Source organism: Serratia sp. HMSC15F11, assembly GCF_001808215.1.
GTDB lineage: Bacteria > Pseudomonadota > Gammaproteobacteria > Enterobacterales > Enterobacteriaceae > Serratia > Serratia nevei.
Genome location: NZ_KV792486.1, coordinates 147071 through 172618, shown reverse-complemented (window position 1 = coordinate 172618; position 25548 = coordinate 147071). Strand labels below are relative to the sequence as shown.

Here is a 25548-nt window from a genome sequence, read left to right as displayed (position 1 = left end):
GATAATGCCGATGGTGCTTTTGTTAGCGGCATCAAAGCCTTGCCACTTTTTCGATGTAATGAAACGTAAATCCTCATCGCCGGGCTTTACCCTGGAGTTTACTCCAGGGTTTACAGTGAGCTTCAGCGTCAATGTACAGAGGAGAGACGGGATGAGCTTACTGAAAAGGTTGTTGGGTCAAGGCGGTGTTAACGGCGGTCATCAGCGCGCGGGTCACCGCGGCGGGCATCATGGCAACCGCTATAACCAGCATGGCGAGCCGGGGTCGCAGTGTTCGGAATGCCAGGCGGTGAATAAACCGGGCGCACGTTATTGTCATCGCTGCGGTCAGCCATTTGCCGCGGTGAGCGCCACCTGCGGCCAGTGCGCCGCGCCGTTGCCGCCGGGCAGCCGCTTTTGCCCGCAGTGCGGCGGCGGTGTACCGTGAACCGGGGCGGTTGGACAGCCGCGCTGCTGCTGGGTGCCATGGCGCTATGGACGCTGCTGGCCTGGGGCGTGGCCGGCGTGCTGGCCTGGCTCCCGGCGTTGGCGGAGGCAGCCGGGAATGCATCGTTGCCGGTGAACGGTGCGCTGAGCCTGGTGCCGCAGACGGTGCTGGACGCCTGGCTGCCGTGGCTGAAACAGCTGGGCAGCGGGCTGGCGAGCTATTTTCCTCTGCTGCTGAACTGGGCCGGCTACGCCGTCTGGCTGCTATGGGGCCTCGGCATGCTGGCGCTGATGCTGCTGGGCGCGCTGGCGCACCGCTATTTGAGCGCCGCTCAGCGATAGCCCTGATAGACCGCCGCCACGCGTTCGAAATAGTCGGTTAGGTAGTTGATACACACCTGCACCTTCAGCGGCAGTTTGTCCTTCTCGGTATAGAGCGCGTAGATCGGCCGCGGATCCGAATGGTAGCTTTTGAACAGGATCTCGATCTCGCCGCGCTTGATCTCTTCGATCACCCACATCAGCGGGGCGTAGGCGATGCCGGCGCCGTTTTTCAGCCAACGGATCATGGTGGAGGAGTCGTTGGTGACGAAGCGCCCCTGCGGTGAAATGCGCGTGGTGATGCCCTCCGGCGACATCAGTTCAAATTCGCTGTCGGGGCGCACGCTGTACTCCAGCCAGGAAAAGTTGACCATGTCGCTCGGCTTCTGCGGCGTGCCGTGCTGGCTGAGGTAGCTTTTGGCGGCGCACACCACCATCGGCATCTGCCCCAGGCGACGGGAGAACAGGCTGGAGTCCTGCAGCGCGCCGGTGCGGATCACCAGATCCAATCCATCAGTGATCAGGTCCGGAGCAGGAATGCCGGTCACCAGGTTGACCGTCAGGCCCGGGTACTCTTTCATCATCTCGGCGGTCATGTTCGCCAGCACGTTTTGCGCCATGGTGGATGAACTGCCGATGCGCAGCGTGCCGGCAGGCGTATTGTTAAACGCATACAGCTGCTCATGCACTTCGCTGACTTCCTGCAGCATGCGTCGGCAGCCCTGATAGTAGATTTTGCCGGCCTCGGTCAGGCCGATGCTGCGCGTGCTGCGGTTCAACAGCTTGACCTGCAGCTCATTTTCCAGTTTCGAGACGGTTTGGCTGATCGATGAAACGCTCATGTCGAGTTGGCGCGCGGCCGCGGTAAACGACCCGAACTCAACCACTTTGGCGAATACCGACATCCGTTTTAATCTTTCCATTATTCACTCTGGCTTAAAAGTGATTTAGATCACAGATTGTTGATGCCTTGATAGTAAGCAGGCTAATATAACGTGGTCGGGTGAATAGACCTTACCAACGTGCGAGAGCGATCGGCGACGTAATCCTGCCGCTCCTCCGGCACCCTCGCAATCCCTGTCGTGGATGTCTGCCCCAAAGTTTAACCTTTTTTCGGGTTCGTGACCTGGACAAGCTGTCCGGTCAAGATTTGTGGCGCACGCACGCTAAAATGTAAAGAGAATGTGAATGGCGAGATGTGTCTTTCCCCGGCGTAGTGAACAATAAGGAAAAAGTGATGAGTTTGCTTCCGGTTATGGTCATCTTCGGACTGTCGTTTCCGCCGGTGTTTTTCGAGCTGCTGGTGTCGCTGGCGCTGTTTTTTCTCTTGCGCCGCCTGCTGCAGCCGACGGGGATTTACGATTTTGTCTGGCATCCGGCGCTGTTTAACACCGCGCTGTATTGCTGCTTGTTTTATCTGATTTCATGTCTTTTTGTTTGAGGTCGCTGTGAAAAATTTTTCGATAAAAATAACCCGAATCGCGATCACTTTGATTCTTGTGCTGCTGGGTATCGCCGCGGTATTTAAGGCTTGGGTGTTCTACACCGAGTCGCCGTGGACGCGTGACGCCAAGTTTACCGCCGACGTGGTGGCGATCGCGCCGGACGTCAGCGGCCTGCTGACCGACGTGCCGGTGGTGGACAACCAGCTGGTGAAGAAAGGGCAGGTGCTGTTCGTGGTCGATCGGCCGCGCTATGAGCAGGCGCTGGCGGAAGCCGGCGCCGACGTCGCCTACTATCAAGCGCTGGCGGCGGAAAAACGGCGTGAGGCCGGCCGCCGCGTGAAGCTGGGCGTGCAGGCGATGTCGCAGGAAGAAATCGACCAGTCGAACAACTCGCTGCAGACCGTGCAACACCAGCTGGCGAAGGCCGTGGCGGCGCGCGAGCTGGCGCAGCTGGATCTGGAGCGCACCACGGTGCGCGCCCCGGCCGATGGCTGGATCACCAACCTCAACGTCCACGCCGGGGAATACATCACCCGTGGATCGGTCGCGGTGGCGCTGGTGAAGAAAGATTCCTTCTACATCCTGGCGTACCTGGAAGAAACCAAGCTGAACGGCCTGAATAAGGGCGACCGTGCGGAGATCACCCCGCTCGGCAGCAACCGCATCATGCACGGCACCGTCGACAGCGTGGCGGCGGCGGTGAACAACAGCAGCAGCACAGTCAACAACAAAGGGCTGGCCTCGATCGACAGCAACCTGGAGTGGGTGCGTCTGGCGCAGCGTGTGCCGGTGAAGATCCTGCTGGACGCCAAGGACCAACAGCATCCGTACCCGGCCGGCACTACCGCCACCGTGGTGATCGTCGGCAAGAACGATCGCAATGCCGACAGCGGTTCGCCCTTTGTGCGCCTGATGCACCGGCTGCGTGAGTTCGGCTAATGAACAGCCCAACCTTTATCCGGCTGAGATTTGCCTTCAAACTCAGCTTCGCGATTGTGTTTGCGCTGTTCGTCGGCTTTCATCTCAATCTGGAAACCCCGCGCTGGTCGGCGATGACCGCCGCCATCGTCGCCGCCGGCCCGGCCTTTGCCGCCGGCGGCGAACCCTTCTCCGGCGCCATCCGCCACCGCGGCTGGCTGCGCATCATCGGCACCTTTATCGGCTGCTTCGTCGGCCTGATCATTATCATCACCACCGCCCGTGCGCCGGTGGTGATGCTGCTGCTGTGCTGTATCTGGGCCGGTTTCTGCACCTGGCTCTCTTCGCTGATCAAGGTGGAGAACTCCTACGCCTGGGGCCTGGCCGGTTATACCGCGCTGATCATCATCGTGACGGTCGCCACCAGCGAGGCCCATCTGCTGGAAGCGCCGCAGTTCGCCATCGAGCGTTGCAGCGAGATCGTGCTGGGGATCGTCAGCGCCGTATTGGCGGATCTGCTGTTCTCGCCGCGTTCGATCAAGCAGGACATCGATCGAGCGGTGGATCAGCTGTTGGTGGATCAATATCGCCTGATGCAGATGTGCATCAGTAACGCCGACAAAGAAGACATCGACCGCGCCTGGAGCAATCTGGTGAAGAGCACCACGGCGCTGGACGGCATGCGCAACAACCTGATGATGGAGTCCTCGCGCTGGCAGAAGGTCAACCGCCGGGTGAAGGCGCTGCATACCCTGTCGCTGACGCTGATCACCCAGGCTTGCGAAACCTATCTGATCCTGCTGAATCACCCGGACGCGCTGCAAGCGAGCCTGCGGGAGCAGCTGATGGTGCCGGCGGAAAACCCGCAGGAGATCCACAAGCGCATGAAGCTGTTGCGCCAGGTGCTGACCACGCATCGCTCCGAGGAAACTCTGCCGACCCTCACCGGCTGGGTCGGCGCGGCGACGCGCTACCTGCTGCTGTCGAAGGGCGTACACACCAACGGCAGCATCAGCGCGGTGGAAGAAGGCGTGTTGAGCAATGAAACCGTGGTCAAGCCGACCTCGGCAGAAGGGCACCACGCGATGATCAACGGCCTGCGCACCTTTGTGGCGACGGCGTTCGGCAGCCTGCTGTGGCTGTGGACCGGCTGGACGTCCGGCAGCGGTTTTATGGTGATCATCGCGGTGATCACCTCGCTGGCGATGCGCACCCCGGCGCCGCGCATGGTGGCGATGGATTTCGTGCTGGGCATGCTGGCGGCGATCCCGGTCGGTTCCCTGTTCTTCATGGTGATCCTGCCGGCGACGCAGCAGAGCATTTTGCTGTTGTGTCTCAGCCTCGGCCTGTTGGCGTTTTTCATCGGCATCGAGGTGCAGAAGCGGCGGCTCGGTTCGCTGGGGCTGCTGGCGGGGACGATCAACATTCTGGTGCTGAGCAACCCGATGGAGTTCAACGTCACCCAGTTTCTCGACGGGGCGCTCGGCCAGTTCCTCGGCAGCTGCGTCGGGCTGATGGTGCTGCTGCTGATCCGCGACAATTCACGCGAACGCACCGGCCGCACGCTGCTCAACCAGTTCGTCAGCAGCGCGGTGTCGGCGTTGACTACCAAGGCGGCGCGCCGTCGGCAGAACCACCTGCCGGCGCTGTATCAACAGCTTAACCAGCTGCTGATGATGTTCCCGAACGACATCGCCAAGTACCGTCTGGCGCTGAACCTGATCATCGCCCACCAGCGTATGCAGCGGGCGGAAATTCCGGTCAGCGAAGAGCTGTCGGCCTTTCACCGCCAGATCCGCAGCACCGCCGATCGGGTGGTCTCGGCCAAGAACGACGTCAAGCGCGCCTATTACTACGATCGCTTGCTGGGTGAAATGAACGAGTACCAGCAAAAGCTGGTGGACAACCAGGCGCCGCTCAGCGTCACCGGGCCGGTGAAACGCCTGGCCGACATGCTGCATCGCTATCGCCACGCCTTGATCGATTGATGCGTTCCCTTCTGTTGCGCCGCGTTGTGCGGCGCCTTCCCTGACTATACTGAAAGCAGCGCCTGGTACGGCGGCCGTCTCATAAGAGGCGGCCCGTTTTCAGAGAGACTCCGAGTGCCAGAACGGCTGGAAAGTGGCATCATTGTCATGAATGGATGAAACCTTAGCCGCCGCGAAAACGTTACTTGCCGGTCATCTTAGTTTCATCCTGGTCGACTATATACCTAACTAGCCTGGGGGAGCTGCGGCGCCTTCGGCGGCATAATTTCAGGGAATGTCATGAACAAGCGGATTCTGGTGGCGATTGTCATCGCCGTGATCATCGCCGTCTTCAGCGCGCTGCGCGGCAACGAGCACCGTGCGATCGGCGGCAACCCGGCGGTGGTGCCGGCGGGGCAGCAGCAGAGCATCGATCGGCTCACGCAGCAGCAAACGGTGGTGAGTTACCTGCAGCAGCATCAGCGGCTGCCGGATTATTACGTCACCAAGAAGCAGGCGCGCGAGCAGGGCTGGGATCCGCGTTCAGGCAACCTCTGTGCGGTATTGCCGGGCAAGGCGATTGGCGGCGATCGATTCTCTAACCGTGAAGGGCAATTGCCGACCGCCGGCGGCCGGGTCTGGCGCGAAGCGGACATCAATTATCAGTGTGGCCGGCGCGGCGCCGATCGCCTGCTGTATTCGAGCGACGGTCTGATCTTCGTCACGCGCGACCATTACAAAAACTTCATTCGTGTGGAGTGAGTTTGATGGCAAAAGTAGAGTTTGATTTTGAACAGATCCAGGATGTGCCGACCTTCTACCGCGATTTCGCGCACAAGTTTGCGCTGGACGAGGGGTTCGGCGCCAACCTCGACGCGCTGTGGGACGTGGTGACCGGCGATATCGGCCTGCCGGTGGAAATCGAATTCACCCACCTGAATGCCCGCAGCAAGCGCCGTTTCGGCGCGATCATTCTGCTGTTTGAAGAGGCGGAAGAAGAGCTGGAAGGCAGCCTGCGCTTCAATATCCGCGAAAGCAGCGGCGAGCCGGCCCATCACCGGGGATGAAACGGATTCATCCCGGGATGGCGGCGGCGCTTAGTCAGCCGCTTCGGCCAGTTCGCGCAGGTATTGGAAGATCTGGCGGTAAGCCTTAGGCGGCTTGTTGGCGGCCTTCTCTTTCTGCGCGTTGCGCACCAGTGAACGCAGCTGTTGGCGATCGGCGGCCGGATACAGATCCAGGATAGACGGAATGACGTCATCGCCTTCTTCCACCAGGCGGTCGCGCAGCGCTTCCAGTTTATGGAACAGCGAAACCTGCTGGTTGTGGCGGTTTTTCAGCTTGTCGAGCGCGGTCTGGATCGGCTCGATATCGCGGGCGCGCAGCATCTTGCCGATCAGCTGCAGCTGACGGCGGCGGCCCTCTTTCTTGATCTTTTGCGCCAGCTCGATGGCGGCACGCAGATCTTCGTCCAACGGAATGCGGTCCAGCGCGTTTTTGCCCAGATCGACCATTTCGGCCCCCAGGTCTTTCAGCGCTTCGGCATCACGTTTAATCTCACTTTTACTGACCCAGATAATCTCGTCATCGTCCTCGTTTTCATTCTCCGGGACATCGTCGAGCCAGTCTTCAGGCTGTTTGTTCATGGTAGGCTCCGTTAAAAAGAGGCTAATCCTAACAGGTTGCCGGCTTTATGCGAAATTCAACGCGGTTCCTGTTAGACTCAACGGCAGAGATCTCAGGATTTTTGCGCGCCGCCCCGCGTGCACAACTACGCCGCTCCGGCACTTTTCTCAACGATTTTCTGATTAATTATGGCAGATTGATGAAAGTAGTCACTCAAGTTGCAGAACAGCGCAAGGCGCTGGAACAGGCCGTCTCTCAGGCGCTGGAGCTGGCCCGCGCCGGTTCCGACGCGGCGGAAGTCGCGGTCACCAAATCGACCGGCATCAGCGTCAGTACCCGCTTCGGCGAGGTGGAAAACGTCGAGTTCAACAGCGATGGAGCGCTGGGCATCACCGTGTATCACCGTCAGCGCAAAGGCAGCGCCTCTTCCACCGATCTCAGCCCGGACGCCATCGCCCGCACCGTGCAGGCGGCGTTGGATATCGCGCGCTACACCTCTGAAGATCCCTGCGCCGGCCCGGCGGAGAAAGATCTGCTGGCGTTCGAGGCGCCGGATCTCGATCTGTTCCACCCGATCGAGCTGGACGCCGATCGCGGCATCGAGCTGGCGGCGCGCGCCGAGCAGGCTTCGCTGGCGGCGGACAAGCGCATCACCAACACCGAAGGCGGCAGCTTCAACAGCCACTACGGCATCAAGGTGTTCGGCAACAGCCACGGCATGCTGCAAAGCTACTGTTCCAGCCGCCACTCGCTGTCCAGCTGCGTCATTGCGGAGCAGGACGGCGATATGGAGCGAGATTACGCTTACACCATCGGCCGTGCGATGGGCGATTTGCAAAGCCCCGAGTGGGTGGGGCAGGAGTGCGCCCGCCGCACGCTGGCGCGCCTCGCGCCGCGCAAACTGTCGACCATGAAGGCGCCGGTGCTGTTCGCCTCCGAGGTAGCCACCGGGCTGTTCGGCCATCTGGTAGGCGCCATCAGCGGCAGCAGCGTTTACCGCAAGTCGACCTTCCTGTTGGACTCGCTCGGCCAGCAGATTCTGCCGGCGTGGCTGACCGTCGAGGAGCATCCGCACCTGCTGAAAGGGCTGGCGTCGACGCCGTTCGACAGCGAGGGCGTGCGCACCCAGCGGCGCGATATCGTCAAGGACGGCGTGCTGCAAACCTGGCTGATGACCAGCTACTCGGCGCGCAAGCTGGGCCTGCACAGCACCGGCCATGCCGGCGGCATCCATAACTGGCGCATTGCTGGGCAGGGCGCGGACTTCGCCGGCATGTTGAAACAGCTTGGCACCGGCCTGGTGGTGACCGAGCTGATGGGCCAGGGCGTCAGCGGCGTTACCGGCGATTACTCGCGCGGCGCCGCCGGCTTCTGGGTGGAAAACGGCGAGATCCAATACCCGGTCAGCGAGATCACCATCGCCGGCAACCTGAAAGACATGTTGCGCAATATCGTCAGCGTCGGCAGCGATATCGAAACCCGCAGCAATATCCAGTGCGGTTCGGTGCTGCTGCCGGAAATGAAGATCGCCGGTCAATGATCCTCTGCGCGGCCGGCGCCCGTCGGCCGCGCGTTATCCCGTCTCAACCTTGCTTACAAATCTCCGGTTTCGGTTTTGCCCGGCCTTGCCTATGGTAACGGTGGGTTAATTAAAACAATAAATGGAAGGTGAGCAAACATGCAGAATACCCTGAAAGCGCTGGCGGCGTTGACGCTGCTGGCGGCCAGTTCGCTGGCGGCCGCCGCCGATCTGGGCGACGATATGGACACCCTGGCGGAAAACTACAAAACGGTGCTGAATACCGATTCCGCCGCTACCCTCACACAGAGCCTGCAAAACATGCGCGCCGCCGCGCAGGACGCCAAACAGGGCACTCCGCCGAAGCTGGAGGACAAAGCCGCCGACAGTCCGGAAATGAAAGATTTCCGCCACGGGCTGGATACCCTGATCGGCCAGATCGATCAGGCGCTGGCGCTGGCCAATCAGGGCAAAGTCGCCGAAGCGAAGCAGCTGGCGCAGGGCTTCAAGCAAACCCGCGACGCCAACCACAAGAAATTCCGCTAACCCGTCAACCGTCGCGCCCGTCTTCCGTCAGATAGGAGGAGGGCGCTTGCCCCAGCACGCGGCGAAACATGGTTGAAAACGCCGCGCTGCTGTCATATCCCATTTCCATCGCCACCTGCGTTACGCTGCGCCCTTCGGCCAGCAGCGCCAGCGCCAGCACCACGCAGGCGCGCTGGCGCCATTGCGAAAACGGCAGGCCGGTCTGCGCGCGAAAGAAGCGGCTGAAGGTGCGAATGCTCATGTACAGACGAGGGGCCCACCGCTGCGCGGAGTCGTGAGCGTCGGGGTGCTGCAAAAAGGCGTGGCACAGCTCGCCCAGCCGAGGATCGGCGGGCAGCGGGATGTGCAACGGCAAGGGTTGCAGCCGGGCCAGCTCATGCAGCAGCAGCGTTGCCAGCGCTCCGTCGCGCCCGTCTTGCTCATACTCCAGCGGCATATCCACCGCCGCCATCAACAGCTGGCGCATCAGCGGGGTGACGCTGACCACCTGGCAGACCTGCGGCTGTTCAGCGGACAACGCACCCGGTTCGAGGTACAGGCTGCGGGTGGTGACACCGACCATCCTCACCGCGTGCGGCATCTGCGGCGGCAGCCACACCGCATGCTGCGGCGGGACGACCCAATTGCCTTGCTGTGTAAAAACATGCATGACGCCGGTGGCGCCGTACAGCAACTGCGCGCGCCGGTGGCTGTGCATCGGCAGCAGATGGCCCGGCGGGTAGTCGGTGCCGATGGCGATCACCGCGCGCGCTACGTGATCGATGTCGTCAATGCGGACGTTGCGCATGGGCCTCCTTTGGCGGGCAGATTGGCCGAAACGCAATGATAGTTGGCCTTTCATATAAAGCAAGCCAGTGGGTCGCGCCTTACCATCCAGTTTTCGCACCGCGATAGGACAGTTGAATATGAAAAAAGTAACGTTTAAGGACGGGCGTGCCTTTAGGGCGCATTTGCCGCCGGTGGGGCCGTTCTGCGACTTCGTGCGGGCGCACGGCCATGATTGAAACCTTGATTGTGCTGGGTGCCGGTTTTCTGACCGGCATCACCACCATTCTGTTCGGCTTCGGCGGCGGCTTTGTGGTGGTGCCTTTCGTCTATCACCTGATCTCCGCGTCGGGCGAGCAGCCCGGCCAGGCGATGCATATCGCGGTGGCGACCTCGACGGCGGTGATGATCCTCAACGCGAGTTACGCCACGCTGACCAACTGGCGCAGCGGCAACCTGCTGCGTGAAACCATCGTGCCGCTGATCTTTTTCATCGGCATCGGCGCGGCGCTGGGCGCGTTCGCCTCTTCGCTGCTGGCGGACGGCGTGATCCGCGGGCTGTTTGTGGTCTATATGGCAGTGACCATCGCCGACTGCCTGTTCCGCCGGGGTTTTTTGATCAAACCGGCGCGCGCCGAACTGTCCACCGTCACGCTGTGGGGCGGCGGGCCGCTGATCGGCGGCATCGCCACCCTGCTGGGGGTGGGCGGCAGCGTGATGACCGTGCCGCTGCTGCGTCGCCATGGTTATGACATGAAGTATTGCGTCAGCGCCGCCAACCCGCTGTCGATCCCGGTGGCGGTGATCGGGGCGCTGATGTATATCGTGTTGGGGTGGCACGAGATGAGCGGGCCGCAGTATCTGGGCTACGTCAATCTCAACATTCTGGGGTTGCTGGTGGTCGCGGGGATTGCGGGGATCGTGTTTGCCAGGCGCTGCTTGCCTAAGGTGAGCGATGCGCTGCATGCCAAAATCTACGTGCTGCTGCTGATCGCCGTGCTGATCGCTATCTGCATTTGAGACATAAAGGGCGGCCGGATGCCGCCCTGAAAACCGCTTAACGGTGGTATTCGCCCGCCGCTTCCGGCTGGTACAGCAATTCCAGCACTTCAATCCGCGCTTCTTCACCGTTCGGCAATTGCCAGGAGATCTGCTTGCCGACGTGCATGCCGAGCAGCGCTGCGCCCAGCGGCGCCATCACCGACAGCTGATCGTGGCTGTCTTTCAGCGATGCCGGGTAAACCAGCGTGCGCACGTGCTCTTCATCGGTGTGCAGATCGCGAAAACGCACGCGGCTGTTCATGGTCACCACGTTGGCCGGCATTTTCTCCGGCGGCAGGATTTCCGCGCGATCCAACTCGTCGTTCAGCGCGGCGGCGACGTCGGTGTTGGCGAAGGCCGGTTGTTCCAATAGCGCATCCAGGCGTTCCGCATCCAGCTCATTAATAGTAATGATGGGTTTGGTCATTCCACTCTCCAGTCAAATCAAAGGGCGCCAGTCTTTGCGCCCATAAATTCGGAAAAACAACACAAAGCAACACCCCCGCGCCAGAGGAGCGGGGGTGTGGGTAATGTCGATTTGTCCCATTGATAGTAGGCGGTTGGGGCGAGAAAAGAAAGAGATCCCGATCACGAAGGCTTTTATCGTCAATCGTGGCAAAAGAAACGGTTAGCCCGGTTATGTTTTTGTTATCTCATTGACTTTTTCGCCGCCGCGTCGTTTTGCGAAATGGATCCCCACGCGTCATTCGATTTCCACTTCGAACTGGAAAAAACCGGTCTACACAGAAAATCCTACCGGGGGTAGGGTAAAGACATCACAGAAAGCGGGTTATTCAGGTGATGCGCTTTACGGCTTACTGATTAATGTAGGATCTAGGGGTACTGAAAAGTGAATGATGGATCTGCTTCGATAAAAGAAATTGAAAAATCCGATGTCAGCGAAGCCGGAGCGATCGCTGCTCGGGTGTTGGCGGATATTACCGCGATGCTGAATGCTGAAAATATTTATACCAATGCGGTGCAGCAACAGATGCTGGAATCGCATATTCGCGCCATGGTGCTGCGTTCAATAACCGGTGAGCCGTTGCCGGAGGTGGATAAATCGTTGTTCGACGAAATCTCTGCCGAATCCATGCAAATGGCGGAGCGCGTGGTGAATCAGTTTGGCACATTGCCTATCGAAGAAGCCTATTTGCTGTCAGTGCACTTCGAAGTGGCGAAAGATAATAACGCATAGCGGTTAACGCATCGATTTCAATCAGGAGAATATACCATGGGTCAAATTATCGTAGTGATCGGCGATCGTCTGGGCAAAGGGCAAAAAGTTGGCCAAGGCGTTGAAAGCGCAGGCGGAAAAGCGGTGGTCATCCCCAGCGTCGCGGCGGACATGAAGCTGGGCGACGTCATGAAAGCGGAAAACGCGCAGCTGGGCATCTCTTTTTGCGGCAGCGGCGGCGCCGGCGCGATTACCGCGCAAACCAAACACGGCTACAAGGCTAAATATGGCATGCGTTCGGTGGAAGAGGGCGTGACGGCAATTAACGAAGGCTACAACGTGCTGGGCTTCGGCTTTATGGATAAAGAAGAGCTGGGCCAGAAACTGGTGGAAGCTTACGTCAAAAAACATGGCAATCCATAATGAAAGAGCAATATACCACATCGGTAAAGGTGGAGGGTAAAGGCGACAGCAAAGCGAAAGCTTTTGCTTCCGCCTTGGCTAATGTGCAGGGCGCGGTATTAAAGTCCACCAACAATATTCTGCTGCGTATCGAACCGCAGGACGTCAGCGTAGTGAAAGCGGAAGAGAAAATAACTAAAGAGAAATTTCTTTTCTTCTTTTTGCCGCGTGAAAGAAAGAGCTATGCCGTTTCTCTGGAAATAACCGTGAACGTAACCATTATCAATACCGAGAAGGTTGTCTTCGTCACGAAATAAAAACGTTAGCATAAATGAAAGGGTATACTGATGTTTTTAATCATCTTATTTAAATCGATTATTATCGGTGGGCTGGTGGGGGTCGGCGTAGGGGCCGGCGCCGCGCGCATGTTCCACGCACCGACAACACAGGGCATGGGGGCGTTTCGCACCCTGGGCGAGCTGAATTCCTGCGAGGGCGATCCGGCTTCCCACTTCTCATTCGGTCTGGGCTTCTTCTTCAACGCCTGGGCGTCTTCCGTGGCGGCGGGTTCCTTCACGCAGGACGTCGACCACCGCATCATCCCGCACTGGGGCGCGGCGGCCCTGATGGTCAAGAACCGCAATCTGGCGCAAACGCTGCACGATCCGAAAAAAATGGCTATTGCCTGCGGCATCATCGGCATGCTGGTGGTGGCGTTCCTCAATACCACCGCTTCCGCCGTGCCTGCCGCGCTGCAGGTCACCGCGATCAAGGTGCTGGTGCCGGCGGCCAACCTGCTGGTGAACACCGTGATGCCGGTGATCTTCTGGCTGGCGGCGATCGACGCCGGGCGCCGTTCCGGCTTCTGGGGCACCATCTTCGGCGGCCTGGCGCAGCTGATCATGGGCAACGCCGTACCGGGCCTGGTGCTGGGCATTCTGATCGGCAAAGGCGTGGAAGAGAGTGGCTGGAACAAGATCACCAAGATCATGATGGCGGTGATCGTGCTGCTGTTCGTGCTGAGCGGCTTCTTCCGCGGCTTCGACATGAAAGTTCTCGAGTCCTTCAGCCTCGGCGTGCCGGGCTGGCTGGACGCCATTCACAACACCCTGAGCGGTAAATAAGGAGCGGGATGATGGAAGAGCAAACCCAAAAAGGCTTCTGGTACGCCGACTGGTCATTCCCGATTTTTGTTGGCCTGCTGTCCTCCGGCGTGTTCGCCGGGACGCACATGTACTACCTGTACGGCATCGGCGCCTTTAACGAAGTGGCGTTCGTTTCCATGCTGCGGGCGGGGATGGATACCGGCGTGTATGGCGCGGTGGCGGCGTTCGGCGCCAGCTTCCTGTTCGCGCGCATCATCGAAGGCTCGCTGGTGGGTATCCTGGACATCGGTGGCGCGATCCAGACCGGCGTCGGGCTGGGCGTACCGGCGTTGCTGCTGGGGGCCGGCATCGTGTTCCCGGTCGCCAACTTCGCCGCTTCGCTGGCCACCGGCCTGATCATCGGCCTGGCGATCGGTTACGTGATCATCCTGGCGCGCAAATTCACCATCAATCAGAGCAACTCCACCTACGGGGCGGACGTGATGATGGGCGCGGGCAACTCGTCGGGCCGCTTCCTCGGGCCGTTGATCATCCTGTCGGCGATGACCGCCTCGATCCCGATCGGCATCGGTTCGCTGCTCGGCGCGCTGCTGTTCTATATCTGGGGTAAACCGATCACCGGCGGAGCGATCCTCGGCGCGATGATCCTGGGGGCGATCTTCCCGGTAGCCATTTCTTAAGAGGCCTGCGCCAGGCGCCGCCCGATGCTGCGGCGGCGCCCGGGCTAACAGGAGCAATGCGGTATGTATGACTTAGTAATCAGAGGCGCCAGACTGGCGGACGACACGCTGATCGATCTGGCGGTGAAAGACGGCAAAATAGCCTCGGTCGGGCGGTTGGCGGCGGACGTCAGCGCCGTTCGCCAGCTGGATCTGGCGGGCAACTGCCGCCTGAGCGCCGGTTGGATCGATGCGCACGTGCACTGCTATCCCGACTCGCCGATTTACCATGACGAGCCGGATCGGGTTGGCGTCGCCAGCGGCGTTACCAGCGTGGTCGATGCCGGCAGCACCGGCGCCGACGATATCGACGCCTTTTATCAGCTGACGCGCAGCGCCAAAACCAACGTTTTCGCCTTCCTCAACATCTCGCGCATCGGCCTGCTGCGGCAGAACGAGCTGGCGGAGTTGACGGACATCGACAAGCACGAGGCCGGCCAGGCCATCGCCAACCATCCCGGTTTTATCATCGGCATCAAGGCGCGCATGAGCAGCAGCGTGGTGGGCAAGAACGGCACCCGGCCGCTGGTGTTGGCCAAAGAGATCCAGCGGGAAAACCGCCAGCTGCCGCTGATGGTGCATATCGGCAACAACCCGCCGAATCTGGACGAGATCGCCGATCTGCTGACCCGTGGCGACATCATCACCCACTGCTACAACGGTAAACCGAACCGCATTCTGACGCCGGCGGGCACGCTGCGCGAGTCGATCCAGCGCGCGCTGCGGCGCGGCGTGTTGCTCGACGTGGGGCACGGCACCGCCAGCTTCAGCTTCGAGGTGGCGCGCCAGGCGATCAAGCTGGGCATTTTGCCGCATACCATCAGCTCCGATATTTACTGCCGCAACCGCATGAACGGGCCGGTGCACAGTCTGGCGACGGTGATGTCCAAATTTTTCAGCGTCGGCCTGACGCTGCCGCAGGTGATCGCCTGCGTGACGGAGAACGCCGCGTCGGCGCTGCAGCTGAGCGGCAAAGGGCGGTTGGAGCCGGGCTATGACGCCGATTTCACGCTGTTTGAACTGCGCCGCGAACCGCAGGTGTTCGCCGACGCCGAAGGGCAAACCGCCGCGGGCGAACAGCTGTTGGTGCCGCTGGCCGCGGTGGTGGCCGGGGAAATCCTATTAACCGAACAAGGGGAGGCAGCCCATGTCTTCGATTTATGAAAAATACGGTTTGAAGCAGGTGATCAACACCTCCGGCCGCATGACCATTCTTGGCGTTTCCACGCCGCGCCAGGACGTGATCGACGCCGTTGACTACGGCCTGAGTCACTATTTCGAAATCAAGGATCTGGTCAACAAGACCGGCGCCTACATCGCCGATCTGCTCAATGTGGAGGACGCGGTGATCGTTTCCTGCGCCTCGGCGGGCATCGCCCAGTCGGTGGCGGCAGCGATCGTCAAAGATAACGCCAATCTGCTGGTGAACCTGCACTCGGCGCCGATCGCCGTGCCGCGCGAGATCGTGTTGCCGCGCGGTCACAACGTCAACTTCGGCGCGCCGGTGGACACCATGGTGGCACTGGGCGGCGGCAAGGTGGTGGAGGCGGGCTACGCCAACGAATGTTCGCCGGAGCAGATTGAAGCCTGCATCACGCCGCAGACGGCGGCGATCCTGTACGTCAAATCGCACCACTGCGTGCAGAAAAGCATTTTGTCCGTCGAACAGGCGGCGGTAGTGGCGCGCAAGCATAATCTGCCGCTGATCGTCGACGCCGCGGCGGAAGAAGATCTGATGTGTTACTACCAGATGGGGGCCGATCTGGTGATCTACAGCGGCGCCAAAGCCATCGAGGGGCCGACCAGCGGTCTCGTGATCGGCAAAAAACAGTACGTCGAGTGGGTGAAGCTGCAGTCCGGCGGCATCGGCCGGGCGATGAAGGTCGGCAAAGAGGGCATCCTCGGCCTGACGCAGGCGATTGAAAGCTATCTGACGCTTGAGAAAACCACCGGGCAACAGATGGTGGAGCGGATGACGCCGTTCCTCGACGGCCTCAATACCCTGACCGGCGTCAGCGCCAAGACCGTCTGGGACAGCGCCGGCCGCGATATCGCCCGCGCCGAGATCGCCTTCGATGAAGCGGTGCTGGGGCGGTCGACCTATGACATCGTCCAGGCGCTGAAAACCGGCGATATTGCCATCTACTTCCGCGGTTACAAGGCCAACGAGGGCAAGATTGAGGTCGACGTGCGCAGCGTCGACGAGCAACAGCTGATGACCGTCTTTAGCTGTATCAAAAACCTGTTTACGGAGAAACAAGCATGAAGCTGCAGCCTAACTACTATCGCGACCGCGTCTGCCTGAACGTGTTGGCCGGCTCCAAAGCCAACGCGCAGGACATCTACGCCGCGGCGGAAGGCCATGTGCTGGTGGGCGTGCTCTCCAAGAACTACCCGGACGTCGACAGTGCGGTGACCGACATGCTGCGCTATGCGCGCCTGATTGAAAACGCGCTGTCGGTCGGCCTGGGTGCCGGCGATCCGAAACAGTCGGCGATGGTCAGCCTGATCGCTCAGCAGGTGCAGCCGCAGCACGTTAACCAGGTGTTTACCGGCGTCGGCGCCAGCCGCGCGCTGCTGGGCCAGAACGACAGCGTGGTCAACGGCCTGGTATCGCCGACCGGCCGCGTCGGCTGGGTGAAGATTTCTACCGGCCCCTTGAGTGCCGCAGCGCCTGACGGCATCGTGCCGGTGGAAACCGTCATCGCCTTGCTGAAGGACATGGGCGGTAGCTCGATCAAGTATTTCCCGATGGGCGGCCTGAAGTGCAAGGACGAATACCAGTACGTAGCCAAGGCCTGCGCCGAGCATGACTTTATGCTGGAGCCGACCGGCGGCATCGATCTGGAGAACTACGAGCCGATCGTCGAGATTGCACTGGCGGCCGGCGTGAAACGCGTGATCCCGCATATCTACAGCTCGATCATCGACGCCGCCAGCGGCGACACGCGTCCGCAGGACGTGAAAACCCTGCTGGCGATGACCAAAAAGCTGGTGGGCTGAACGCGTAATGGGATGAGGTAAGCGCTGGGAGGCGAAGGTTTTCCCCTGGCGCGGCATGTCGCGCCGTTACCTATAGCCTATAGCTTTCAAGTTGCAGCTAGGCGGCAAGCGCAGGAGCCCCAGGAGCTTACTTAAGTAAGTGACTGGGGTGAGTGCGGGCAGCCAACAACGCTGCGGCTTGAAAGATGACGGATATATACTGAGGATTACTATGCGAAACTGGCAGGCCCCAACCCGACGCACCGCGTTGTTCCTGGCGCTGCTGGCCGTGACCGGCCCGGCGCTGCATGCTGAGGATGCAATGAATTCCACGTCATCTCATTTCGCCTATATCGGCACCTACAATCCCAACGGCGAAGGCGTTTACCGGGTGCAGGTCGATCCGGCCAGCGGCGCGCTGAGCCACACTACGCTGGTCAGCAAAGTGCCGAATCCGGCGCAGTTGACGCTGGGCGCCGATGGCAAGACGCTGTATGTCGCCAGCGAAGTGGCCGATTTCAACGGCGGCAAACACGGCGGCATCACCGCTTATCGGGTCAATCCGGCCGACGGCGGCCTGACGCAGCTCAACCAGGTGGATTCGCAGGGGGCGGGGCCGGTGTATCTCTCATCGACGCCGGACGGGCGGTATCTGCTGGTGGCCAACTACGTCAGCGGCAGCGTGGCGGCTTTCCCGATCGAAGCGGACGGCAGCCTGGGCGCCGCCAGCTCGGTGCAGCAACAGCAGGGCCCGGCGGGCGCGGCCAAACCGGCGGCGGCGGTGAACGGCAGCTTCGCCATCAGCGATCACAATGGTCCGCATGCCCATATGATCGCCAGCGATCCGAGCGGTAAGTTCGCGTTCTCCACCGATCTGGGGTTGGATCGCATCTACCAATGGCGCTTTGACGCCGCGAGCGGCCGGCTGACGCCGAACGATCCGCCGTGGATCGCCGCCTCTTCCGCCGGCGCGGGGCCGCGTCACTTTGTGTTCCATCCGGACGGCGAAACCGTGCTGCTGGTGAACGAAGAGGCCTCGACGTTGACCAGCTACCGTTTTGATCGCCAAAAAGGTACTCTGAAACAACTGCATGCGGTTTCCGCGCTGCCCGCCGAGTATCAGGGCACCAGCTTCGCTTCGGGGCTGGCGCTCAGTAAGAACGGCGACACGCTGTACGTCGCCAACCGGCTGCACAACAGCATTGCCCAGTTCAGCGTGGGCGCCGGCGGTGAGTTGAGGCCGGTGGCTGAAACCTGGACGCGTGGCGATTACCCGCGTTCGCTGGCGCTGAGCCCGGATGGCCGCTATCTGTATGCGTTGAACCAGCGCAGCGATAACGTTACCCGCTTCAGCGTAAACCCGACGGACGGCAAACTCAGCTTTGTGGGCGGCTATCTGCCGATCGGCAGCCCCTCGCAAATGGCGTTCCTGCCGCCGCCGAAGTAACCCGTGGCCCGCCCGGTTCACCGGGCGGGTTGCCTGATTGACGGACACAGAATGGTGCGATTTCCTTACCCGCGTTTGGCTTACTTGTTCGATGCTTTGCAAACCGAGACTTTGCCGCAGGATGAGCTGGCGAAGCGTTTCGCCGTGTCCACCCGCACGGTGCGGGCGGACATCACCGCGCTGAACGAGATTCTGGACAAATACGGCGCGCGTTTCGTGCATAGCCGCGGGGCCGGCTATCGCCTGCAGGTCGATAACGCCTCGCTGTTCAGCGCTCTGCAGCATCAGGAGCGCCGCAAGCACGCCACCCCGCGCAGCGCGCAGGAGCGGGTGCATTATCTGCTGGTGCGTTTTTTGACCTCAGCCTTCTCCCTTAAACTGGAAGATTTGGCCGACGAGTGGTTCGTCAGCCGCGGTACGTTGCAAAACGACATGGCTGAGGTGAGAGAGCGTCTGGCGCACTATCAATTGACGATCGAAACCAAGCCGCGCTACGGTATGAAGCTGTTCGGCGCTGAGATGGCGATCCGCGCCTGTCTCACCGATCTGCTGTTCCAGCTGCAGCTGGCCGACGCCGAGAACCCGCTGCTCAACAACGAGATCCTGCTGCAGCCGCAGGTAGCGGCGTTCGCCGGATTGCTGCACCCGCTGCTGTCGCAATATGCCATTCGCCTGACGGACGAGGGCGAGCAGTACCTGATCTTCTACTGCGCGGTGGCGCTGCGGCGCATCAACGACGGCTATCCGCTGCCGGACTTCGAGGTGGAAGACGGCGACGACGCGGTGCGTCAGGTGTCGACCCGCCTGGCGGCGGAGCTGCGTTCGGCCTCCGGCAAAGAGATCTCGATGGCCGAAGAGGCCTATTTGCGGGTCAACATTGCCGCGCGGCGCGTGCAGGACGTGCAGCCGACCGAGATCAACGCCGACGATGAAGAAGCGCTGGTGGACTACATCCTGTCCTACATCAACGCACACTATAACTACAACCTGCAGGGCGACGAGCAGCTGCGGGCCGATCTGCTCACCCATATCAAGACCATGATTACGCGGGTGAAATACCAGATCAATATCCCCAATCCGCTGCTGGCCAACATCAAGCAGCACTATCCGATGGCTTACGACGTGACGCTGGCGGCGGTCTCCAGCTGGGGTAAATACACCCCCTATACCCTGAGCGAGAACGAAATTGGCTATCTGGTGCTGCACATCGGCGTGGGGCTGGAGCGGCATTACAACATCGGTTATGAACGCCACCCGCAGGTGATGCTGGTGTGCGATACCGGCAACTCGACGGTGCGCATGATCCAGGCGCAGATTGCGCGCAAGTATCCGCAGCTGGTGATGACGCGCATCGTCTCACTGCGCGATTACGAGATGCTTGCACATATCGACGAAGACTTCGTGATTTCCAACGCCCGCATCGGCGAAAAGAACAAGCCTGTGGTGGTGATGTCGCCGTTCCCGACCGATTACCAGCTGGAGCAACTGGGCAAGCTGGTGCTGGTGGATCGCACCCGACCGTACATGCTGGAGAAGTTCTTCGACGCCGAGCATTTCATGGTGCTCAACGAGCCGTTGACGCAGGCGGAGCTGTTCAGCCGGGTGTGCGGCCAGCTGGAGCAGGAGGGGTACGTCGGCGCGGACTTCTATCCGTCGCTGGTCGAACGCGAAGCGATCGTTTCCACGCTGCTGGGCGAGGGCATCGCGCTGCCGCACTCGCTGGGGCTGCTGGCCAAAAAGACCGTGGTGGTGACGCTGCTGGCGCCGCAGGGCGTCGCCTGGGGAGAAGGCGAGGTCGCGCACGTGATTTTCCTGCTGGCGATCAGCAAGAGCGACTATGAAGAGGCGATGGCGATCTACGAGCTGTTCGTCACCTTCGTGCGTGAACGCTCAATGAGCCGCCTGTTGGGCAGCGACAGCTTCGACAGCTTTAAAGCGGTAGCGCTGGACTGCCTGAGCCGGAGTTGAGGGGCATGTGAGTGATTGGGCGCAGAAGCGCCCTCAGTGACTAATCTTCATCAAACCCGGAGTTGAACAGCTCGACCACCGCCGCCAGCGCGTTGACTTCGTCGGGGCCGGTCGCTTCGACTTCGATATGCCGGCCCTGGGCGGAGTCCAGCATCAGCAGCGCGATGACGCTGCTGGCTTCGGCTTCGGTGCCGCTTTCGTTGCGCAGCATCACCTCGGCGTCGAAGCTTTGCACCAGCTCGAACAGTTTCATCGCCGGGCGCGCGTGCATGCCCAGCTTGTTTTTGATTTCAACCGTCTGTTTGACCGTCATGGTTTGCGCTTTTCCAGCGTGCGGTGGCGCGACTGCACGTTCTTGCCGCGCGAGCGGAAGTAATCGGCCAGCTGTTCCGCCACGTACACCGAGCGGTGTTTACCGCCGGTACAGCCAATGGCGACCGTCAGGTAGCTGCGGTTGTTGGTTTCCAGCATCGGCAGCCATTGCTCCAGGTAGCTGCGGGTCTGGTAGATGAAGTTGTGCACTTCGGTATGACGATCGAGGAACGACGCGACCGGCTTGTCCAGACCGGTCATCGGCCGCAGCTTCGGATCCCAGTGCGGGTTAGGCAGGAAACGCACGTCGAACACGTAGTCGGCGTCGATCGGAATGCCGTGCTTGAAGCCGAAGGATTCGAACACCATGGTCAGCTCGCGCTCACGCTTACCCAGCAGGCGGGTGCGCAGCATCTCGGCCAGTTCGTGCACCGACATTTCCGAGGTGTCGATAATCAGGTCAGCCCGCGAGCGCAGCGGTTCGAGCAGATCGCTCTCTTCGTCGATGGCGCTTTCCAGCGACAGGTTTTTGCTGGAGAGCGGATGCAGGCGGCGGGTGTCGCTGTAACGGCGGATCAGCGTGTTGCGATCGGCGTCGAGGAACAGCAGCTGCGGCGAGAAGCTGTCCGGCAGCTGAGTCATCGCGTATTCGAACACTTCCGGCGATTCCGGCATGTTGCGCACGTCGATGCTGACCGCCGCGGAGATATTGCGTTCCGCCAGCGTGTTGGCGAGCTGCGGCAGCAGCACCACCGGCAGGTTGTCAACGCAGTAAAAACCCATGTCTTCCAGCGCCCGCAAGGCGACGGATTTTCCGGAACCGGAACGGCCGCTGACAATCATCAGCACCATGTGGCAACTCCCCTGGCATCGCGGCGGCGTTCATCGCCACCGGTGGAAACTTTGTTATTCCGGCCGCAGCCGGATCCGTCATCGTGAAACAGTAGCGTTATCCGGGCTGGAAGTCACGCCGGCCGGGCCTCACTCGGTGATGATTTGGTAAAGCTCTTCGTCGCTCTGCGCGGCGCGCAGGCGGCGGCATACGGTTTTGTCAGCCAGGCGTTTGGCGACCAGCGACAGGGTATGCAAATGGGTTTTGCACTGATCGGCAGGCACCAGCAGCGCGAACAGCAGATCGACCGGCTGGTTGTCGATGGCGTCGAAAGCGATGGGTTGGTCGAGACGGATAAACACGCCAACGGCCCGCAGTGTGTCCTCTTCCAGTTTGCCGTGGGGAATGGCGATACCGTTGCCGATACCGGTGCTGCCCATGCGCTCCCGGGTGAGAACCGCGTCAAACACCACCTGCGAAGGCAGATTGAGCTGTTTGGCGGCCAGTTCGCTGATAATTTCCAAAGCCCGCTTCTTGCTGGTGCAGTGTACCGAGCTTTTGGTGCACTCGATGTTTAACACCGAGCTTAATTGCATATATTCGTTGTTCATCTCATCTTCACTTAAACCCGCGCTGCCGGGCGTACCCGGCAAGGCGGTTTTTCGTCGGTTTTAACCCTGATTACCGTTCGGCGCGCCACCCATGCGGGTCACGCGCCGAAGGGCGAGGCTGCGACGGAGGCAACCTCACGGAATGGGTTAGGGTGTCAGTGTTGCTTCAATTTGTCTTTATGTTTGTTCAATTGGCGCGCCAATTTGTCGATCAGCGTATCAATTGCGGCATACATATTCTCGTCTTCCGAGGTGGCGTGCAACTCGCCTCCATTCACGTGCACCGTTGCTTCCGCAATTTGCTGCACTTTTTCCACACTTAATACAACATACACCTGATTGATGCGATCAAAATACTGTTCGAGTTTGGCGAACTTGTTGTTCACGAACTCGCGCAACGGATCGGTGATTTCGATGTGGTGTCCGGTAATGTTGAGCTGCATAGTGTCTTCCTTCTCAATAGAGGTCAAACCAACTGTTTACGCTGGTTCGACGGCGGGATGGACAAAGACTCTCGGTACTTGGCGACGGTGCGCCGCGCCACGATGATCCCCTGATCGGAAAGCAGGGTGGCCAGCTTGCTGTCGCTGAGTGGTTTGGCGGGGTTTTCCGCCGCAATCAATTTCTTCACCAACGCGCGGATCGCCGTCGAGGAGGCTTCGCCGCCGCTGTCGGTATTCACGTGGCTGGAGAAGAAATATTTCAATTCGAAAATGCCGCGCGGGCTGTGCAGAAACTTCTGCGTGGTGACGCGCGAGATCGTCGATTCATGCATCTCCACGGCCTGGGCGATATCCGCCAACACCATGGGTTTCATAAACTCTTCGCCTTGCTCGAAGAACGCCTGCTGTTGGCTGACGATGCAGCGGGTGACCTTCAGCAGCGTCTCGTTGCGGCTCTCCAGGCTTTTAATCAGCCACTTGGCTTCCTGCAGGTTGCTGCGGATGAACTGGCCGTCGGCTTCGCTGCGGGCGTTGTTGCCCAGCGCGGCGTACTGCTGATTGATCTTCAATCGCGGTATGCTGTCGCCGTTGAGCTCGACCGTCCACGTGTTCTGCGTCTTGCGCACCAGCACGTCCGGAATTACGTACTCCGATTCGCCGGTATTGATCGACTGCCCCGGGCGCGGATCGAGCGACTGAATCAGCAGCATCGCTTCTTTCAGTGTATCTTCTTTTAGCCGGGTTGATCGCATCAGGCTGCGAAAGTCGTGGTTGGCCAACAGATCCAGATGGTCGCTGATGATCAGCCGCGCTTCGGCCAGATAAGGGGTGTCTTTAGCGTATTGGGAGAGCTGCACCAGCAGGCAATCGCGCAGATCGCGCGCGGCGACGCCGATCGGATCGAAACGCTGCACGCGCTTCAACACCGCCTCGACTTCCTCGAGGGTCACGTTCTCATCGCCCAGGCTTTCCAGAATGTCTTCCAGCGGCACGGTGAGATAACCGGTGTCGTCCACCGCGTCGACGATGGAGGTGGCGATGGCGGCGTCGGTATCGGAGAACGGCGTCAGATCCACCTGCCACATCAGGTAATCCTGCAGCGTTTGGGTAGTCTCGCCCTGATAGACCGGCAGCTCGTCGTCGCTGTAGTCGGTGCCGGTGCCGGACGGCGTGCCGGCGGTGTAGATCTCATCCCAGGTGGCGTCCAGCGGCAGCTCTTCCGGCATGTCTTTCTGTTCCAGCGCCTCGCGGGTATCGAGTCCCTCGGTCTCCTGGATTTCTTTGGCGTCGATTTCGTCGTGCAGATCGGTCTGTTCAAGCAGCGGATTGCTCTCCAGCGCCAGCTGGATCTCTTGCTGAAGCTCAAGCGTGGACAACTGCAGCAGGCGGATCGCCTGCTGGAGCTGAGGAGTCATGGCCAGCTGTTGGCTGAGCCTGAGTTGCAAACCTTGCTTCATAGTCTTCTGTCTACTTCCGTTAACGGTGTCGCCCCGCAGGGCGCGCCGGCGCTCAGAGGCGGAACTCTTCGCCCAGATAAACGCGTTTTACCTGCTCGTCGGCCAGAATAGCATCCGGCGTGCCGTGGGCAATCAGTTTGCCCTGGCTGACGATGTAGGCGCGTTCACATACGTCCAGCGTCTCGCGCACGTTGTGGTCGGTGATCAGCACGCCCAGGCCGCTGTCACGCAGGTGCTCGATGATTTTTTTGATGTCGATAACGGAAATCGGATCCACCCCGGCGAAGGGTTCGTCCAGCAGAATGAATTTCGGGTTGGCCGCCAGCGCGCGGGCGATTTCGACGCGGCGGCGTTCACCGCCGGACAGCGCCTGGCCGAGGCTGTCGCGCAGATGGGAGATGTGGAACTCTTCCATCAGCTCTTTGGCGCGGTCTTCGCGTTGTTCGCTGGTGAGGTCGGGGCGAATCTCCAGCACCGCCATCAGGTTGTCGTACACGCTCAGGCGGCGGAAGATCGACGCTTCCTGCGGCAGGTAACCGATGCCGCGGCGCGCGCGGGCGTGCAGCGGCAGCAGGCTGATGTCTTCTTCGTCGATCACGATGCGCCCGGCGTCGCGCGGCACGATGCCGACCACCATGTAGAAGGTGGTGGTTTTACCGGCGCCGTTCGGCCCGAGCAGGCCGACGATCTCGCCGGATTTCACTTTCAGGCTGACGTCTTCGACAACTTTACGGCCCTTGTAGGCTTTCGCCAGGTTTTCTGCGATGAGTGTTGCCATAAGTGATTAGTTACTCTTTTTTTGCCCGTTTTTGTCTTGCAACTGCGACGGTACCAGAACCGTTGTCACGCGTTTGCCTTTATCGCTGAACGCCTGCATTTGCTGCTGTTGCACCAGATAGGTGATGCGATCGCCTTTCACGTTGCTGTCGAGCTGCTCCAGATAGGCGTTGCCCGTCAGGGTCACCAGCTGGGTCGCCACGTCGTAACGCACTTTCTGCGCGTGGCCTTTGACCGGCTTGCCGCTGTCCTGCATCTGGTAGAAGGTTACCGGGTTGCCGAACGCTTCAATATAGGTCTTATTCTGATCTCCGCCCGGACGGGTGACCACCACCTTGTCGGCGCGAATATCGATGGTGCCTTGCTTGATCACCACGTTGTCGGTGAAGGTACTGACGTTGCTTTGCATGTCCAACGACTGCTTGAGCGAGTCGATGCTCACCGGCTGGCTGGAGTCGGATTTCAGCGCCAGAGCGGGGGCGCTGGCGGCCAAAACTAAGCTGCCGAGCAACAGGTTACGGAGTTGGTTTTTGGTTCTGAATTTCATAGTTGGTCTTAACCTTATCAATCAGCTCAGCGGTTTTGGTCCGCAGGTTCCCACGCATTTTCATGCCGTTAGAGGTAAAATTGGTCCCGTAAAGCGTGACTTCGTCATCGGAGGTGACGTCCTGGGTGACCAGGTTTACCTGAGCGTTGTCCGTCTTAATTTTTTCCAGCTGTGAGGTGGTGGTCAGGCTGTTT

General features: G+C 60.4%; 32 protein-coding genes. 20 read left to right on the top strand and 12 right to left on the bottom strand.

Features of this window, described 5'->3' with window-relative positions:
• The first annotated feature begins 151 nt into the window (after positions 1-151).
• A complete protein-coding gene (locus HMPREF3138_RS17750) occupies positions 152-427 on the top strand; it encodes a zinc ribbon domain-containing protein (protein WP_038879708.1) in 276 nt (91 codons plus the stop codon).
• Positions 424-768, top strand: coding sequence for a hypothetical protein (locus HMPREF3138_RS17745; RefSeq protein ID WP_038879702.1), 345 nt, complete (start codon positions 424-426; stop codon positions 766-768). The genes HMPREF3138_RS17750 and HMPREF3138_RS17745 overlap by 4 nt, the downstream gene beginning before the upstream one ends.
• Here the strand turns inward: HMPREF3138_RS17745 and aaeR are convergent.
• Positions 759-1670, bottom strand: coding sequence for an HTH-type transcriptional activator AaeR (gene aaeR / locus HMPREF3138_RS17740; protein WP_004936950.1), 912 nt, complete (start codon positions 1668-1670; stop codon positions 759-761). The genes HMPREF3138_RS17745 and aaeR overlap by 10 nt on opposite strands.
• Positions 1671-1984: 314 nt before the next feature.
• On the opposite strand from aaeR, the gene aaeX reads away from it, so the two are divergent.
• The 5 genes from aaeX to HMPREF3138_RS17715 all read left to right on the top strand — a co-directional run bounded on the left by aaeX (position 1985) and on the right by HMPREF3138_RS17715 (position 6144).
• Positions 1985-2188, top strand: coding sequence for a p-hydroxybenzoic acid efflux pump operon protein AaeX (gene aaeX, locus HMPREF3138_RS17735; RefSeq protein ID WP_004936952.1), 204 nt, complete (start codon positions 1985-1987; stop codon positions 2186-2188).
• 7 nt (positions 2189-2195) lie between these two features.
• Positions 2196-3131: a p-hydroxybenzoic acid efflux pump subunit AaeA gene (gene aaeA / locus HMPREF3138_RS17730; protein WP_038879699.1), complete on the top strand. Its 936-nt coding sequence runs from the start codon at positions 2196-2198 to the stop codon at positions 3129-3131.
• Positions 3131-5098 carry a p-hydroxybenzoic acid efflux pump subunit AaeB gene (aaeB, locus tag HMPREF3138_RS17725; protein WP_038879696.1) on the top strand — a complete coding sequence of 656 codons (1968 nt, stop codon included), beginning with the start codon at positions 3131-3133 and terminating at the stop codon, positions 5096-5098. The genes aaeA and aaeB overlap by 1 nt, the downstream gene beginning before the upstream one ends.
• A 279-nt stretch (positions 5099-5377) precedes the next feature.
• Complete coding sequence (locus tag HMPREF3138_RS17720) at positions 5378-5839, top strand: ribonuclease (protein WP_038879693.1); 462 nt, start codon at positions 5378-5380, stop codon at positions 5837-5839.
• A 5-nt stretch (positions 5840-5844) separates the two neighbouring features.
• Positions 5845-6144: a barstar family protein gene (locus HMPREF3138_RS17715; protein WP_004936963.1), complete on the top strand. Its 300-nt coding sequence runs from the start codon at positions 5845-5847 to the stop codon at positions 6142-6144.
• A 30-nt stretch (positions 6145-6174) separates the two neighbouring features.
• Here the strand turns inward: HMPREF3138_RS17715 and yjgA are convergent, their stop codons facing one another.
• Positions 6175-6723 carry a ribosome biogenesis factor YjgA gene (gene yjgA, locus HMPREF3138_RS17710; protein ID WP_004936968.1) on the bottom strand — a complete coding sequence of 183 codons (549 nt, stop codon included), beginning with the start codon at positions 6721-6723 and terminating at the stop codon, positions 6175-6177.
• Positions 6724-6902: 179 nt separating this feature from the next.
• Between yjgA and pmbA the strand changes: the two genes are divergently transcribed.
• Together pmbA and cybC are read left to right on the top strand one after the other, a co-directional pair.
• The gene (gene pmbA / locus HMPREF3138_RS17705; RefSeq protein ID WP_038879690.1) at positions 6903-8243 is read left to right on the top strand and encodes a metalloprotease PmbA; all 1341 of its coding nucleotides are present in this window, start codon (positions 6903-6905) and stop codon (positions 8241-8243) included.
• A 138-nt stretch (positions 8244-8381) separates the two neighbouring features.
• Positions 8382-8768, top strand: a complete 387-nt coding sequence (gene cybC, locus HMPREF3138_RS17700) for a cytochrome b562 (protein ID WP_038879687.1) — start codon at positions 8382-8384, stop codon at positions 8766-8768.
• A 4-nt stretch (positions 8769-8772) separates the two neighbouring features.
• On the opposite strand, the gene HMPREF3138_RS17695 is transcribed toward cybC, so the two are convergent.
• Complete coding sequence (locus HMPREF3138_RS17695; RefSeq protein WP_038879684.1) at positions 8773-9555, bottom strand: AraC family transcriptional regulator; 783 nt, start codon at positions 9553-9555, stop codon at positions 8773-8775.
• Positions 9556-9764: 209 nt separating this feature from the next.
• Between HMPREF3138_RS17695 and HMPREF3138_RS17690 the strand changes: the two genes are divergently transcribed.
• Positions 9765-10553 carry a sulfite exporter TauE/SafE family protein gene (locus HMPREF3138_RS17690; protein ID WP_038879680.1) on the top strand — a complete coding sequence of 263 codons (789 nt, stop codon included), beginning with the start codon at positions 9765-9767 and terminating at the stop codon, positions 10551-10553.
• A 37-nt stretch (positions 10554-10590) separates the two neighbouring features.
• On the opposite strand, the gene rnk is transcribed toward HMPREF3138_RS17690, so the two are convergent.
• Positions 10591-11001: a nucleoside diphosphate kinase regulator gene (rnk, locus tag HMPREF3138_RS17685; RefSeq protein WP_004936993.1), complete on the bottom strand. Its 411-nt coding sequence runs from the start codon at positions 10999-11001 to the stop codon at positions 10591-10593.
• A 444-nt stretch (positions 11002-11445) separates the two neighbouring features.
• Here rnk and HMPREF3138_RS17680 point away from each other — a divergent pair, with 444 nt between their 5' ends.
• The 10 genes from HMPREF3138_RS17680 to HMPREF3138_RS17635 all read left to right on the top strand — a co-directional run bounded on the left by HMPREF3138_RS17680 (position 11446) and on the right by HMPREF3138_RS17635 (position 20375).
• Positions 11446-11772 carry a glycine dehydrogenase gene (locus tag HMPREF3138_RS17680; RefSeq protein ID WP_371326907.1) on the top strand — a complete coding sequence of 109 codons (327 nt, stop codon included), beginning with the start codon at positions 11446-11448 and terminating at the stop codon, positions 11770-11772.
• Positions 11773-11808: 36 nt separating this feature from the next.
• Complete coding sequence (locus tag HMPREF3138_RS17675; protein ID WP_038879674.1) at positions 11809-12174, top strand: SFCGS family glycine-rich protein; 366 nt, start codon at positions 11809-11811, stop codon at positions 12172-12174.
• Positions 12174-12470 (top strand): DUF4312 family protein, encoded by a 297-nt coding sequence (locus HMPREF3138_RS17670; RefSeq protein ID WP_004937003.1) that lies wholly within the window; start codon positions 12174-12176, stop codon positions 12468-12470. The genes HMPREF3138_RS17675 and HMPREF3138_RS17670 overlap by 1 nt, the downstream gene beginning before the upstream one ends.
• A gap of 30 nt (positions 12471-12500) precedes the next feature.
• Complete coding sequence (locus HMPREF3138_RS17665; RefSeq protein WP_004937006.1) at positions 12501-13277, top strand: DUF4311 domain-containing protein; 777 nt, start codon at positions 12501-12503, stop codon at positions 13275-13277.
• An 11-nt stretch (positions 13278-13288) separates the two neighbouring features.
• Positions 13289-13939, top strand: coding sequence for a DUF4310 family protein (locus HMPREF3138_RS17660; RefSeq protein WP_004937013.1), 651 nt, complete (start codon positions 13289-13291; stop codon positions 13937-13939).
• A gap of 63 nt (positions 13940-14002) precedes the next feature.
• Positions 14003-15142: an amidohydrolase/deacetylase family metallohydrolase gene (locus HMPREF3138_RS17655; protein WP_038879671.1), complete on the top strand. Its 1140-nt coding sequence runs from the start codon at positions 14003-14005 to the stop codon at positions 15140-15142.
• Positions 15126-16244 (top strand): DgaE family pyridoxal phosphate-dependent ammonia lyase, encoded by a 1119-nt coding sequence (locus tag HMPREF3138_RS17650; protein ID WP_038879668.1) that lies wholly within the window; start codon positions 15126-15128, stop codon positions 16242-16244. The genes HMPREF3138_RS17655 and HMPREF3138_RS17650 overlap by 17 nt, the downstream gene beginning before the upstream one ends.
• Positions 16241-16981, top strand: a complete 741-nt coding sequence (locus HMPREF3138_RS17645) for a 2-dehydro-3-deoxy-phosphogluconate aldolase (RefSeq protein ID WP_038879666.1) — start codon at positions 16241-16243, stop codon at positions 16979-16981. Before HMPREF3138_RS17650 ends, HMPREF3138_RS17645 begins: the two co-directional genes overlap by 4 nt.
• 211 nt (positions 16982-17192) lie before the next feature.
• Positions 17193-18407, top strand: coding sequence for a lactonase family protein (locus HMPREF3138_RS17640; protein WP_038879663.1), 1215 nt, complete (start codon positions 17193-17195; stop codon positions 18405-18407).
• Positions 18408-18458: 51 nt separating this feature from the next.
• Positions 18459-20375, top strand: a complete 1917-nt coding sequence (locus HMPREF3138_RS17635; protein ID WP_038879659.1) for a BglG family transcription antiterminator — start codon at positions 18459-18461, stop codon at positions 20373-20375.
• 40 nt (positions 20376-20415) lie between these two features.
• Here the strand turns inward: HMPREF3138_RS17635 and npr are convergent, their stop codons facing one another.
• The 8 genes from npr to lptC form a co-directional block, all read right to left on the bottom strand.
• Complete coding sequence (npr, locus tag HMPREF3138_RS17630; protein WP_004937034.1) at positions 20416-20688, bottom strand: PTS phosphocarrier protein NPr; 273 nt, start codon at positions 20686-20688, stop codon at positions 20416-20418.
• Positions 20685-21539 (bottom strand): RNase adapter RapZ, encoded by an 855-nt coding sequence (gene rapZ / locus HMPREF3138_RS17625; RefSeq protein WP_038879657.1) that lies wholly within the window; start codon positions 21537-21539, stop codon positions 20685-20687. Before rapZ ends, npr begins: the two co-directional genes overlap by 4 nt.
• A 129-nt stretch (positions 21540-21668) precedes the next feature.
• Positions 21669-22130 carry a PTS IIA-like nitrogen regulatory protein PtsN gene (gene ptsN, locus HMPREF3138_RS17620; protein WP_016930212.1) on the bottom strand — a complete coding sequence of 154 codons (462 nt, stop codon included), beginning with the start codon at positions 22128-22130 and terminating at the stop codon, positions 21669-21671.
• A 155-nt stretch (positions 22131-22285) separates the two neighbouring features.
• Positions 22286-22573, bottom strand: a complete 288-nt coding sequence (gene hpf / locus HMPREF3138_RS17615) for a ribosome hibernation promoting factor (RefSeq protein ID WP_004937038.1) — start codon at positions 22571-22573, stop codon at positions 22286-22288.
• 23 nt (positions 22574-22596) lie between these two features.
• Complete coding sequence (gene rpoN / locus HMPREF3138_RS17610; protein ID WP_038879655.1) at positions 22597-24030, bottom strand: RNA polymerase factor sigma-54; 1434 nt, start codon at positions 24028-24030, stop codon at positions 22597-22599.
• Between the two features lie 52 nt (positions 24031-24082).
• On the bottom strand, positions 24083-24808 hold the full coding sequence (gene lptB / locus HMPREF3138_RS17605) for an LPS export ABC transporter ATP-binding protein (protein WP_004937040.1): 726 nt from the start codon (positions 24806-24808) through the stop codon (positions 24083-24085).
• Between the two features lie 6 nt (positions 24809-24814).
• On the bottom strand, positions 24815-25354 hold the full coding sequence (gene lptA, locus HMPREF3138_RS17600; RefSeq protein ID WP_025304377.1) for a lipopolysaccharide ABC transporter substrate-binding protein LptA: 540 nt from the start codon (positions 25352-25354) through the stop codon (positions 24815-24817).
• Positions 25323-25548: LPS export ABC transporter periplasmic protein LptC (gene lptC, locus HMPREF3138_RS27215; RefSeq protein WP_246828735.1), on the bottom strand; the 226-nt coding region annotated here is incomplete at its 5' end. The genes lptC and lptA, both read right to left, overlap by 32 nt.